This is a genomic window from Streptomyces sp. V4I2 (assembly GCF_030817655.1).
GTDB lineage: Bacteria > Actinomycetota > Actinomycetes > Streptomycetales > Streptomycetaceae > Streptomyces > Streptomyces plumbiresistens.
The window spans coordinates 1,282,933-1,295,111 of the sequence record NZ_JAUSZM010000003.1; the positions used below are offsets into that span (position 1 = coordinate 1,282,933).

A 12,179-nucleotide genomic window follows, 5' to 3' on the forward strand; every position below is an offset into this window, starting at 1 on the left:
CCGATGCACGCCATGCAGTACGAACTCACGCTGCCCGCCGACTACGACATGGACATCATCCGCGACCGGGTCGCCCGCAAGGGGCATCTGCTCGACGACTGGGACGGCCTCGGCCTCAAGGCGTATCTGATGCGCGAGCGGGGCATCGACGGGTCACCGGTCAACCAGTACGCGCCGTTCTACCTGTGGGACACCCTGGAGGGCATGAACACGTTCCTCTGGGGCGGCGCCTTCCAGGGGATCGCCGACGACTTCGGGCGGCCCTCGGTCCGGCAGTGGGCGGGGCTGGCGTACGAGGAGGGCGGCGCGGTCGGTCACCCCGCGCGGGTGGCGGTGCGGCGGCGACAACGGGTGCCGGACGGGCCGCGGTTGGGGGAGGTCATGGAGGACGCGGTACGGGAGGCGGAGCGGCTCGCGGCGCGGGACGGCGCGGTGCTTGTGGCGGCCGCCGTGGACACGAGCCGCTGGGAGCTGGTCCACTTCTCGCTCTGGGGGCACGAGGCGCCGAAGGCCGAGGGCGACGTGTTCCAGGTGCTGCACCTGTCGTCGCCGGGGCGGGACCGGCTGCCGCGGGGGCGGCGATGGTGAGCGCGGTGCGTACGGTGCTCGGGGACGTACACCCCGCCGCCCTGGGCGTCTGCGACGCGCACGACCATCTGTTCTTCCGCAGTCCCCGGCTGCCGGGGCAGGAGCTCCAGCACGTGTCCGCCACCCGCGCGGAGTTGGCGGCGTTCCTCGCGCAGGGCGGCGGCAGCGTGGTGCAGTGGACGCCGTACGGGCTGGGGCGGCGGGCCGCCGATCTGCCGCCGCTGTCCCGGGAGACGGGAGTGCTCGTCGTGGCCGCGACCGGGCTGCACCAGGCCGTCCACTACGACGACGAGACGCTCGGCCGGTTACGCGGCCGGCTCGCCGAGGTCTTCGTCGCCGAACTGACCGAGGGCATCGGCACATCGGGCGTACGCGCGGGGCTGATCAAGGTGGCGGGTGGTTTCCACGGCCTCGACGGGCACGCCCGCTGGACGATGAGAGCGGCGGCCGAGGCCCACCATGCGACGGGAGCGCCCATCGCCGTCCATCTTGAGCTCGGCACCGGCTCCCTCAACGTACTGGACCTGCTGTGCGGCGAGTTGGAGGTGCCGCCGCACCGGGTGATCCTGGGGCACCTCAACCGCTCCCCCGACGGCGCGGTGCACCTCCAGGCCGCGGAGGCGGGGTGCTATCTCGCCTTCGACGGGCCCTCTCGCGCCCACCACGCCACGGACTGGCGGATGCCCGGCGCCGTCCGGGCGCTCGCCGACGCCGGGCACGGCGACCGGCTGCTGCTCGGCGGCGACACCACGACCGCCGAGGCGCGCTCGGTCGACGGCGGCCCGGGGATGCCGTATCTGCTGCGGCGGGTGCGGCCTCGGCTCGAAGCCGAGCTGGGCGGGGAGGTGGTGGAGCGGATCCTCGTACAGAACCCGAGCCGGGCCTTCGCGGTGGAGTGGCGCTGACCTGGCGCCCGGGCCCGGAGGCGACAAGGAAGGCGACGACATGGCACTGGGCGTACCACCGCCTTCACCCCGCGCGGCCTCTAGGCCACCGCGATGTCCACCGACGGCCGGAGCTTCGCCGCAGCCGCCAGGGCCTCGTGGACGGGGTGAGTGTCGAAGGCCGCCACCAGGGACGCGTCTGCCGGGCCCTCGGCCGCGGGGTAGGCGATCTGCTCGTACGCGGCCTGGAAGCGCGGGCCCCAGCGACGGGCGCCGAGGCGGGCGGTGCGGGAGCAGTTGTCGACCATGTGGGCCACGTCCCGGGCGTGCATGTAGGGCAGCAGCGAGTCGACGGCCTCGATGACGGACTCGTTGACGATCTCCGACCACGGGTGCCCGCGCTCGGCGAACTCGTCGACCTGGGCCAGCATGGTGGCGACGAAGACCCCGGCGGTGAACGGGTCGACCGGCAGCTCGCGTCCGGCGCGCCGGGCCCGCACCCGGTCGCCGGCCGACCACATCGGCGAGCCGCCGATCTCGGTCATCGGGCGGGCCCCGAGCCGCCGTTCGGCCAGGATGACGCTGCGCAGCTCGGTCCCGTCGGCGACCTCGTCGTAGATCTCGGCGACGATCTCGCGGGCGGGTGCGTACGTCGCCGTGTACGCGCGGTCGAACACGTCCCGGCCGGCCGCGTCGAGGCTCTCGCGCACCGCGCGCAGTCCGGCGCGCGAGATGGTGCGGGCGATCGGTCCGGTGACGTTCTCGCAGGACCTCTCGTACGCGGTCACCTCGTCGTCTCCGGCCAGGCGGTGGCGGCCGTACAGGCTCTCCACGATGCCGTGGACGGCGCCGAGCAGGATGGCCCGCTCCCCCACGATGTCGGAGAGGTACTCGCTGTCGAGCGTGGTGCGGAAGGTGTACGGCGAGCCCAGCGCCACCGACCAGCCGAGCGCGAGGTCGACGGCCCGGCCGTCGGGGTCGGCGTGCACGGCGAAACTGCTGTTGATCCCGGCGCCGTTGACCTCGGCGCCCTGCTGGTACAGGCGGCGCACGGAGTCGCCCATGCCCTTGGGACAGACGGCGATCACCGGATGTCCGGGCGGGAAGTCACCGCCGGTCTCCCGCAGATGGCCGAGCAGGAATCCGTGCGAGAGACCGATCGCGGCGCCCGGTTCGAGGACCGCGAAGACCTCCTCGTGGTGCGCGGCGAGGGCGGCGTCCGCGATCAGCAGGATCACCAGGTCGCTGTCGGCGGCGACGGCGAGCCAGTCGCCGAGCGTGCCGTCCTCCTCCGTGAAGCCGTGGGCACGGGCGTCGGCGGCCGAGCGGGAGCCGGGGCGAAGGCCCACGGTCACCCGGATGTCCGTGCCGGCGAGGGAGTCGCGCAGGTTGCGCGCCTGGGCGCGGCCCTGCGGGCCCCAGCCGAGGACGCCGATGCGGCGGACGCCTTCGAAGGCCTGCGGCAGGAGGGAAAACAGGTGTCGGCCGCCGCGCAGGGTCGTCTCGGTGCCGCCGGGCACGTCCATCGTTTCGAGGGCGAAGACACGGGAGGTGTACGTGGTCGAGGTCATGGTCGAGTTGTAGGCTCCGCCCGAGTGTTGCGGCAAGCGCAACCTTTGCAGCGCGGTGTTGCGTGAAGTGAAAGGGCGAGGTCAGGACAGTGCGGGAGGACCACCGGGAGCTGCGACTCTTCCTGCATCTGGCGCAGACGCTCAACTTCGGCCGGACGAGCCTGGACTGCCATGTCAGCCCGGCGACGCTGACCCGGACTGTGCAGCGGCTGGAGGCCGATCTCGGCCACCGGCTGTTCGACCGAGGCCCGCGCGGGGTGTCACTCACGGCGGAGGGGCACCGCTTCCGCGCATACGCGGTGCAGGCGCTGGAGTTGTGGCGTGCCTACCGCGAGGAGCACCCCGACCCGGCCGAACTGACCGGTCGGCTCGCCGTGTTCGCGACGGTCACCGCCTGTCAGGCGCTGCTGCCCGACCTGTTGGCCCCGTTCCGCGCCGCCCATCCGCAGGTACGGCTGGACCTGCGCACCGGTGACGCGGCGGCGGCGCTGGCCCGGCTGGACGAGGGCGAGGTCGACGTGGCCGTCGCGGGGATCCCGGCCCGGCTGCCGGAACCCCTGGTCAGCCGCACGGTCGCGGTCACCGAGCTGGTCCTGGTCACCGCACGCGACCGCCCCGACCCCGGTCTCGACGGTCCGTTCGTCCTCCCCCACCGAGGGCTGGTCCGCGAGGCCGCCGACCGCTGGTTCCGGATGCGCGGCACGGCACCCGAGGTGGCCTGCGAACCCGACGGCCATGAAGGGCTGTTGACGCTCGTCGCCCTGGGCTGCGGCACGGGCGTGGTCCCCCGTCTCGTACTGGAGCACAGCGCGGTGCGCGACCGGCTCGCCGTGCTTCCCGTGGAGCCGTTGCCGGAGCCGTTCCCGATCGGGTTGTGCGTACGGCGGGTCGATCTGCGCCGGCCGCTGGTGGCGGCGTTGTGGAGCCTCACGGCGCCGGAAAGCCGGTGGCTATCGCGGCACTAGGCCCTGCCGAGGTCGAGGCGTCCGATGCGGGCCACGTTCTCCCGGTCCTCGGTGTCCGTGCCGGCCTCCGCGGCGAACCAGGCGTCGAGGATCTCCTTGAGCAGCGGCTCGGACGTCAGCCGCAGGCTGAGGGCGAGCACATTGGCGTCGTTCCAGCGGCGTGCGCCGTCCGCCGTGTAGGCGTCCGTGCACAGGGCGGCCCGTACGCCCGGCACCTTGTTCGCGGCGATCGAGGCGCCCGTGCCGGTCCAGCAGCACACGACCGCCTGGTCGGCGGTTCCGGCGGCGACCTCACGCGCGGCGGCCTCCGAGCAGACGGCCCACTGGGGGTCGTCGCCGGGGCTCAGCGCGCCGTACGGCACGACCTCGTGGCCGCGGTCGCGCAGTTCGGCGACGAGGCCGCGCGCCACGGGTTCGTCCATGTCCGAGGAGACGGAGATCCGCATGTCACGAGCCTACCCGGGGCGTGTCCGAAGACGCCTTGCGCGGGTGCGTGAGCTCACTGGGCCAGCGCGCTCAGCGGATCGTCCAGCACCGGCTGCCAGGCCAGCTCGGCCGCGCCGACCAGGCTGTTGTGGTCGAGGGTGCACGCCAGGATGGGGACGCCGCCGCTCTGCCCCCACAGGCTGCGGTCGGCGACGACCGCGCGGAGTCGGCCCGGGTCGGCGTCCAGCAGGGTGCGGTGCAGGCCGCCGAGGATGATCCGGTCCGGGTTGAGGATGTTCACCAGGCCGGCCAGGCCGAGGCCGAGGCGGTCGATCAGGGCCTCGGTGGCGGTGCGGACGGACGGGTCGTCGTAGTGGTTGCGGACCAGGTCGTTGGCCTGCTGAAGGAGGGACACCTCCGGACCCGGGTCGCGGCCCGCCGCGGTGAGGAAGGCGAGCGGGTCGGCCTCGACGTCGAGGCAGCCGCGGCTGCCGCAGTGGCAGGGGCGGCCCTCCGGGTTGACCGTGAGGTGGCCGACTTCGAGCGCCAGCCCGGAACTCCCGGTGTGCAGACGCCCGTCGAGCACCAGCGCGCCGCCCACGCCCCGGTGGCCGGTGGCCACGCACAGCAGGTCCCGGGCGCCGCGGCCCGCGCCGTGCCGGTGCTCGGCGAGCGCGGCGAGGTTGACGTCGTTGCCCGCGAAGGCCGGTCCGCCGATCCCGGCCGAGCGCACGCACTCCGCGAAGATACGGCGCACCGGGGCGCCCACCGGCCACGCCAGGTGCAGCGGGTTCAGGGCGAGTCCGTCCGGCTCGGCGACCGCCGACGGCACGGCCAGCCCGGCGCCCACGCACCGCCGTCCGGTCGTGCGCAGCAGTTCGGCGCCGGCCTCCACGACGGACACGAGGACCTTCGCGGGATCTTCTTCGACGGTTTCGCAGCCGGGCGCGGTGGCGACGATACGGCCGCCCAGACCGACCAGCGCCGCCCGGAACCCGTCGGCGTGCACCTGTGCGGCCAGCACGACGGGCCCGTCCTCGGCGACCGCGAGCCGGTGCGAGGGCCGCCCCTGCGAACCGGCCGCCGCGCCGGGCCGGGCGTCGACCCGGATCAGCCCGAGCGCCTCCAGTTCGGCGGCGACCGCGCCGGCGGTGGCCCGCGTCACGCCGAGCTCGGCGGTCAGCACGGCACGGGTCGGCGCGCGTCCGGTGTGCACGAGCTCCAACGCGGGCCCGAGCGCACCGCGCCCCCGGTCCAGCCGCGCCCTCGAGGGGGTCCCTTCCCCCGCCGTCCGGGGGTCCACCTTGCCGCTCATGAGGGCGAGTCTCCCATGATCCGCAGACTCCGCGGCCTACAGACCACTGGCCCGAAGCGTGATGTTCAACCGCCCGACCAGACCCAACTCCGGCGGTGCCGTACCCGCCTGGACCCGGGGCACCCCGTGGTACGCGAGCCGGGACGGCCCGCCGAACACGAACAGGTCGCCGCTGCGCAGCTCGACGTCCGTGTACGGCCGGATCCGGGTCTCGGGGTTGCCGAAGCGGAAGACGCAGGTGTCGCCGAGGCTCAGGGACACCACCGGGGCGTCCGACTTCTCGTCGCTGTCGCGGTGCATGCCCATGCGGGCATCGCCCTCGTAGAAGTTGATCAGTGCGATGTCGTACGGATCCGATGCGGCACCCAGGGCCTCTCTCGCGGCACGCCGGCCCAGCTCACCCAACCAGCCCGGGAACGGCTTCACCGGTGCGCCGTCGCCGTCGACGACCGTGCGGGCGTAGGCGTACGGGTACCAGTGCCAGCCCAGACACACCTGGCGGGCGGTCATCGTGCCGCCGCCGGGGGTGCGGACCGTCCTGAGGCCGGCCGGCGGGCGGGCCCACTCCCGGCAGGCCTCGATCAGGTCGCGCTGGCGGGCCGTGTCCAGCCAGTCCGGCACGTGCACCGCGCCCGGCGCGACCTGCGTACGGGTCCTCGGGAACAGCTCGGTGTCCATGGTTCCATCCTGCCCGACAGCGCTGAGCTGCGGCTCGGCTAGCCTGGACGCACGATGAACGACCGTATGACGACTCCCTGGGGCGAGCTCGCGCTGTCCCGCTTCCCCGAGGACCCGCGTGAGAGGCTGCGCGCCTGGGACGCCTCCGACGAGTACCTCCTCCGGTATCTCGCGGACCAGGACGTCCCGCTGTCCGGCACGGTCGTGGTGGTCGGGGATCGCTGGGGCGCGCTGGTCACGGCGCTCGCGGCGCACCGGCCGGCGCAGATCACCGACTCGTACCTGACCCAGGAGGCGACCCGGGCGAACCTGGCGCGGGCCGGCGTCGAGACCGGTGCCGTGCGGCTCCTCACCACGCAGGATCCGCCGCCCGGTCGCGTCGACGTGCTGCTGGTGCGGGTGCCGAAGAGCCTGGCGCTGCTGGAGGACCAGTTGCTGAGGCTGGCGCCCTCGGTGCACGAGGGCACGGTCGTCGTCGGCACCGGCATGGTGAAGGAGATCCACACCTCGACGTTGCAGTTGTTCGAGCGGATCCTCGGTCCGACCCGCACCTCGCTCGCGGAGAAGAAGGCCCGGCTGATCTTCTGCACGCCCGAGCCGTCGCCGGAACGGGCCGCCAATCCGTGGCCGTACAGCTATGAGCTCCCCGACGGCATCGGCCTTGTCTCGGGCCGTACCGTCGTCAACCACGCCGGCGTCTTCTGCGCGGACCGTCTCGACATCGGCACCCGGTTCCTCCTGGAGCATCTGCCGGACAGCCGCGGCGGGCGGCGCGTGGTGGACCTGGGGTGCGGGAACGGGGTCGTCGGTACGGCGATGGCGCTGGCCGATCCCGAGGCGGAGGTGCTGTTCGTGGACGAGTCGTTCCAGGCGGTGGCCTCGGCGGAGGCGACGTTCAAGGCGAACGGCGCGCCGGGGCATGCCGAGTTCCGCGTCGGGGACGGGCTGGCCGGAGTGCCCGCGGACAGCGTGGACCTGGTGCTGAACAATCCGCCGTTCCACTCGCACCAGGCGACCACGGACACCACGGCCTGGCGGATGTTCACCGGGGCGCGGCGCGCGCTTCGGCCGGGCGGCGAGCTGTGGGTGATCGGCAACCGTCATCTCGGATACCACCTGAAGCTGCGGCGGTTGTTCGGCAACAGTGAACTGGTCGCCAGCGGCCCGAAGTTCGTGGTGCTCAAGGCTGTCAAGAGGTAGCGGTCGGTCCTGTGAGGGCCCGGATGATCCCCGCCACCGCCCGCACCATCGCCTCCCGTCCCACCCCCAGGTACGTCCGTGCGTCGACCGCCTCGGGGTGGGCGGCCAGGAACTCGCGGATCGCGTCGGTCATGGCGATGTTGAGCGCGGTGCCGACGTTGATCTTGGTGATGCCGCCCGCGACGGCCTTGGCCAGCTCGCCGTCCGGCACTCCGGACGAGCCGTGCAGCACGAGCGGGACGTCCAGGGTGTCGGCGAGGTGTTTGAGGAGGGTGTGGTCGAGGGCGGCGGTGCGGGTGGTCATGGCGTGGGAGCTGCCGACGGCCACCGCGAGGGCGTCGACGCCGGAGTCCGCGACGAAGGCCCGGGCCTCCCCGGGGTCGGTGCGGGCCCCGGGTGCGTGGGCGTCCAGCGGCGACTCGCCGTTCTTGCCGCCGATCCGTCCCAACTCCGCCTCGACCCACAGCCCTTGGGCATGCGCCCAGTCGGCGGCGGCTCTGGTCGCGGCGAGGTTCTCGTCGTACGGAAGTCGGGCCGCGTCGTACATGACGGAGCTGAATCCGGCGTCGGGTGCCTGGCGGAGGAGGTCGTCGCTCTGTACGTGGTCCAGGTGCAACCCCACGGGTACGGTGGCTCGTTCGGCGGCGGCGACGGCGGCGCGGGCCAGCGGAAGCAGTCGACCGTAGCGGAACTTGACGGCGTTCTCACTTACTTGGAGGACGACGGGTGCACCCACCGACTCCGCCCCGGCGACGACCGCCTCGACATGTTCCAGCGTGATGATGTTGAAGGCGGCGACGGCGGACTGCGTGGCGGCGGCGCGGGTGACGAGCTCGCCGGTGGTGACGAGGGGCACGGACTGTCTCCTGTCTCGGCGCGTCAGGGGGCGAGGATCACTGAGCGGGTGAGGTGGCGGGGCTGGTCGGGGTCCAGGCCGCGGACCGCGGCGACGGCTACGGCGAGCCGCTGGACGCGGACCAGCTCGGCGAGCGGGTCGAGGCCGCCCGCGACCCACAACGCGCCTGTGTCGCGGACCTGTTCGGGCAGGCCCTCGGGTGCCTCGCCGAGCATCCAGGTGGCGGTGCCGTGGGTGGTGATGCTGATGGGGCCGTGCCGGTACTCCATCGCCGGGTAGGCCTCGGTCCAGGCGAGACAGGCCTCGCGCATCTTCAGTCCGGCCTCGTTGGCCAGCCCGACCGTCCAGCCGCGGCCGAGGAAGGTGAACTGGGTGCAGTCCACGAGGCCTTGGGGCAGCGGGGAGACGAGTGCGGTGCGGGCGTCGGCGACGACGGCGTCGGTGTGCAGGCCGAGGTGCGCGCGGAGCAGGGTGAGCGCGGTGGTGGCGAACCGGGTCTGCACGACCGAGCGTTCGTCCGCGAAGTCCAGGACGACGAGGTCGTCGGCGGCTTCCATGACGGGGGTACCGGGGTCCGCGGTGATGGCGGTCGTGCGCGTGTGTCCCCGCACCTCACGCAGCAGCTCCAGCACCTCGGTGGTGGTGCCGGAGCGGGTGAGGGCGACGATCCGGTCGTACGAGCGGCCGTACGGGAACTCGGAGGCGGCGAAGGCGTCCGTCTCGCCCTGGCCCGACGCCTCGCGCAGCGCCGCCACCGCCTGCGCCATGAAGTACGAGGTGCCACAGCCGACGATCGCGACCCGCTCCCCCGGCGCCGGCAGCGTCCCGGCGTGCTCCGGCGCCCGTACAGCCGCGCGCGTCCAGCAGTCGGGCTGGCTGGCCAGCTCGTCCTCTACATGGGTCATGCCGCACCCCTTCGTCACTTTGCTTGTTTGTGCAAGATATAGCGAAGTTTCGAGCACAATCAAGCATTCGAGCAGAAGGGTGGGTGCGCTAGGGTCGCCTGGAGATCGAGGAACGGAGGGCGCGGATGTCACGCGACGCCCGTTGGAAGGCCCTGCTGGAACTGCTGGTCGAGCGCGGCCGGTTGGACGTCGAGGAGGCGGCCGCCGAGCTGGCGGTGTCGTCCGCGACGATCCGGCGCGACTTCGACCAGCTGGCCGAGCAGCAGATGCTGGTGCGCACGCGCGGCGGCGCGGTCGTGCACGGGGTGTCGTACGAGCTGCCACTGCGCTACAAGACGGCCCGCCACGCCTCGGAGAAACAGCGCATCGGGAAGGCGGTGGCGAGTCTCGTCACCCCCGGCGAGGCGGTGGGACTCACCGGCGGGACGACCACGACCGAGGTGGCGCGGGCGCTGGCCGTGCGCGGTGACCTGTCGTCCGGTTCGCCCGCGCTGACCGTGGTCACGAACGCGCTCAACATCGCCAACGAGCTGGCCGTGCGCCCTCAGTTCAAGATCGTGCTGACCGGCGGGGTCGCGCGCCCGCAGTCCTACGAACTCGTCGGACCGCTCGCCGACGGCGTGCTGAGCCAGATCACGATCGACGTGGCGGTCCTCGGTGTCGTCGCCTTCGACGTCACGCACGGCACGTCCGCGCACGACGAGGCGGAGGCGGCGATCAACCGGCTGCTCTGCGAACGCGCCGAACGCGTGATCGTCGCCGCGGACTCCAGCAAACTGGGGCAGCGCGCCTTCGCCCGGATCTGCGCGACGGCGTCCGTGGACACGCTGGTCACGGACACGGCGGCCGGGCCGGACACCGTACGGCAGTTCGAGGAGGCGGGGCTGCGGGTCGTCGCGGTCTAGCCCTCAGGGCGGTCAGGGCGGTCAGGGCGGTCAGGGCGGTCAGGGCGGTCAGGGCGGTCAGGCGACCCTGCGGTCACGGAAGGCCCCGTCGGTCGCGAAGGCCAGCTCGGCGAAGCGTTCGCCGATGTGGCGGTGGGTGGTGGCGTCGGGGTGGAGGTTGTCGGGCAGCGGGAGCTCGGCGGAGTCCGCCTCGCCGTAGAGGTCGCGGCCGTCGAGGTAGTACAGGTTCGGGTCCTCGGCCGCCCGCTGCGCCACGATCCGGGCCAGCTCGTCCCGTATGACGCCCAGGGTCAGCTTTCCGACCGCACGCTCGGCCGGATCGCCCATGGCCACGAACCGCAGCCGCCCCTCGGCGAGGCCCGTGAAGTCCGGGGCGCTGGGCCCGGGCGTGTCCTCGTGGATGGGACACAGGATGGGCGAGACGACGAGCAGCGGGGTGGTGGGGTGCCCTTCGCGGACGGTGTCGAGGAAGCCGTGGACGGCGGGGCCGAAGGCGCGCAGGCGCATCAGGTCGGCGTTGACCAGGTTGATGCCGATCTTCACGCTGACCAGGTCGGCGGGGGTGTCGCGCAGGGTGCGGGCGGTGAACGGATCCAGCAGGGCGCTGCCGGCCAGTCCCAGGTTGATCAGTTCCACCCCGCCGAGGGACGCGGCGAGCGCGGGCCAGATGGCGGTGGGACTCGCGGCGTCGGAGCCGTGGCTGATCGAGCTGCCGTGGTGCAGCCACACCCTGCGGCCCGGGTCCGGGGCGGGCTCGACGGGGGCGTCGGTGCGCAGGGCGATCAGTTCGGTGGTCTCGTTGTGCGGCAGCCAGAGCTCGACGTCCTTGGCGCCGTCGGGCAGACCGGTGAAGCGGAGGGTGCCGGGCGGGCCAGGCCGGTGCTCGGCGGTCCCGGCGGCCATGTCGATGATCACGACGTTGCCGCCCGTGACGCTCCCCCGGCCGGCCGGGCGGCCGTCGACGAGCAGGTCGTACACGCCGTCCGGGCGGGGCGGGGCGCCCACGTAGCTGCGCTTGGTGGGCAGCGTGTCCAGCTCGATGGCGGTGGCCCGGGTGCGGAAGACCAGCCGTACGCCGGAGGGCTGGGCCTCCGCCATGGCCAGTTGGGCGTCGGCACACTGGGCGCGGGCCCGGGCGGGCAGCCGGTGCGGCAGCACGCCGTGCTCGGTGCGCTCCACGTCGAGGGCGCCGCGCAGCAGCTCCGCGGTCACGGGTGTGGTGGTCCAGTTGTCCTGGGTGTGCATTGATCTCAACCTGTCGGTCATCGTGTGGGAGGCTGCGCCGCGGGCCAGTTGCGCAGCAGGGCGTCGAGGGCGTCCAGGATCCGCGACCAGCTCTCCTGCGAGTCGGGGGCGCTGTGGCTGAACCCGCCAGCCAGCTCCAGGCTGACGTAGCCGTGGAAGACACTGCCCAACAGCCGGACGGCATGCGTCTGGTCGGGCTCGGTGAGGTCGTAGCCGCGCAGGATCGCCCGTGTCATCCCGGCGTGTCTGCCGCCCGCGCTCGCGGCCGCCTCCTCCGGAGTGAGCCGCCACTGGGCGGCGGAGTACCGGCCGGGATGCTCCCGCGCGTAGTCGCGGTACACGTTCGCCAGGGCGGTCAGGGCGTCCTTCCCGGCCCGGCCGGCCAGCGCGGCGGCGCCCCGGTCGGCCAGCTCCTCCAGGGCGAGCAGGGCGATGCCGCTCTTGAGGTCGTCGGAGTTCCTCACGTGCGAGTACAGGCTCGCGACCTTGACGTCGAACCGCCTGGCGAGCTCCGAGACGGTCACCTGGTCGAACCCGACCTCGTCGGCCAGCTCGGCTCCCGCCCGGACCAGACGTTCCCTGGTCAGCCCTACCCGTGCCATAACCTACCCCTCGTTCACCTGAATCCAGTGTGCACCTGC

Annotated in this window: 13 protein-coding genes; 5 read left to right on the forward strand and 8 right to left on the reverse strand. The window is 73.1% G+C overall.

Annotation, left to right across the window (positions count from 1 at the left end; genetic code table 11):
• The first annotated feature begins 3 nt into the window (after positions 1–3).
• Both QFZ76_RS06845 and QFZ76_RS06850 read left to right on the forward strand, forming a co-directional pair.
• On the forward strand, positions 4–588 hold the full coding sequence (locus tag QFZ76_RS06845; protein ID WP_307672859.1) for a DUF4865 family protein: 585 nt from the start codon (positions 4–6) through the stop codon (positions 586–588).
• The gene (locus QFZ76_RS06850) at positions 582–1,493 is read left to right on the forward strand and encodes a phosphotriesterase (RefSeq protein WP_307672860.1); all 912 of its coding nucleotides are present in this window, start codon (positions 582–584) and stop codon (positions 1,491–1,493) included. Before QFZ76_RS06845 ends, QFZ76_RS06850 begins: the two co-directional genes overlap by 7 nt.
• Before the next feature lie 80 nt (positions 1,494–1,573).
• On the opposite strand, the gene QFZ76_RS06855 is transcribed toward QFZ76_RS06850, so the two are convergent.
• Positions 1,574–3,043, reverse strand: a complete 1,470-nt coding sequence (locus QFZ76_RS06855) for a ketol-acid reductoisomerase (RefSeq protein ID WP_307672861.1) — start codon at positions 3,041–3,043, stop codon at positions 1,574–1,576.
• A gap of 89 nt (positions 3,044–3,132) precedes the next feature.
• On the opposite strand from QFZ76_RS06855, the gene ilvY reads away from it, so the two are divergent.
• On the forward strand, positions 3,133–4,008 hold the full coding sequence (gene ilvY, locus QFZ76_RS06860) for an HTH-type transcriptional activator IlvY (protein WP_307672862.1): 876 nt from the start codon (positions 3,133–3,135) through the stop codon (positions 4,006–4,008).
• On the opposite strand, the gene QFZ76_RS06865 is transcribed toward ilvY, so the two are convergent.
• Genes QFZ76_RS06865 through QFZ76_RS06875 form a run of 3 tightly spaced genes read right to left on the reverse strand, consistent with a single transcriptional unit; the run spans position 4,005 to position 6,427 of the window.
• Positions 4,005–4,454, reverse strand: coding sequence for an RpiB/LacA/LacB family sugar-phosphate isomerase (locus QFZ76_RS06865; protein ID WP_307672863.1), 450 nt, complete (start codon positions 4,452–4,454; stop codon positions 4,005–4,007). The genes ilvY and QFZ76_RS06865 overlap by 4 nt on opposite strands.
• A gap of 53 nt (positions 4,455–4,507) precedes the next feature.
• Positions 4,508–5,749, reverse strand: coding sequence for an ROK family protein (locus tag QFZ76_RS06870; protein WP_307672864.1), 1,242 nt, complete (start codon positions 5,747–5,749; stop codon positions 4,508–4,510).
• A gap of 36 nt (positions 5,750–5,785) precedes the next feature.
• Positions 5,786–6,427, reverse strand: a complete 642-nt coding sequence (locus QFZ76_RS06875) for an alpha-ketoglutarate-dependent dioxygenase AlkB (RefSeq protein ID WP_307672865.1) — start codon at positions 6,425–6,427, stop codon at positions 5,786–5,788.
• A gap of 66 nt (positions 6,428–6,493) precedes the next feature.
• Between QFZ76_RS06875 and QFZ76_RS06880 the strand changes: the two genes are divergently transcribed.
• A complete protein-coding gene (locus QFZ76_RS06880) occupies positions 6,494–7,627 on the forward strand; it encodes a methyltransferase (RefSeq protein ID WP_373464503.1) in 1,134 nt (377 codons plus the stop codon).
• On the opposite strand, the gene QFZ76_RS06885 is transcribed toward QFZ76_RS06880, so the two are convergent.
• A complete protein-coding gene (locus QFZ76_RS06885; RefSeq protein ID WP_307672867.1) occupies positions 7,617–8,483 on the reverse strand; it encodes a class II fructose-bisphosphate aldolase in 867 nt (288 codons plus the stop codon). The two genes, QFZ76_RS06880 and QFZ76_RS06885, sit on opposite strands and share 11 nt — an antisense overlap.
• 23 nt (positions 8,484–8,506) lie before the next feature.
• On the reverse strand, positions 8,507–9,388 hold the full coding sequence (locus tag QFZ76_RS06890) for an SIS domain-containing protein (RefSeq protein WP_307672868.1): 882 nt from the start codon (positions 9,386–9,388) through the stop codon (positions 8,507–8,509).
• A 125-nt stretch (positions 9,389–9,513) separates the two neighbouring features.
• On the opposite strand from QFZ76_RS06890, the gene QFZ76_RS06895 reads away from it, so the two are divergent.
• Positions 9,514–10,293 carry a DeoR/GlpR family DNA-binding transcription regulator gene (locus QFZ76_RS06895; protein WP_307672869.1) on the forward strand — a complete coding sequence of 260 codons (780 nt, stop codon included), beginning with the start codon at positions 9,514–9,516 and terminating at the stop codon, positions 10,291–10,293.
• Positions 10,294–10,350: 57 nt separating this feature from the next.
• Here the strand turns inward: QFZ76_RS06895 and QFZ76_RS06900 are convergent, their stop codons facing one another.
• Together QFZ76_RS06900 and QFZ76_RS06905 are read right to left on the reverse strand one after the other, a co-directional pair.
• Positions 10,351–11,538 (reverse strand): GDSL-type esterase/lipase family protein, encoded by a 1,188-nt coding sequence (locus QFZ76_RS06900; protein WP_307672870.1) that lies wholly within the window; start codon positions 11,536–11,538, stop codon positions 10,351–10,353.
• Between the two features lie 17 nt (positions 11,539–11,555).
• Positions 11,556–12,140 (reverse strand): TetR/AcrR family transcriptional regulator, encoded by a 585-nt coding sequence (locus tag QFZ76_RS06905; RefSeq protein ID WP_307672871.1) that lies wholly within the window; start codon positions 12,138–12,140, stop codon positions 11,556–11,558.
• Positions 12,141–12,179: the final 39 nt, after the last annotated feature.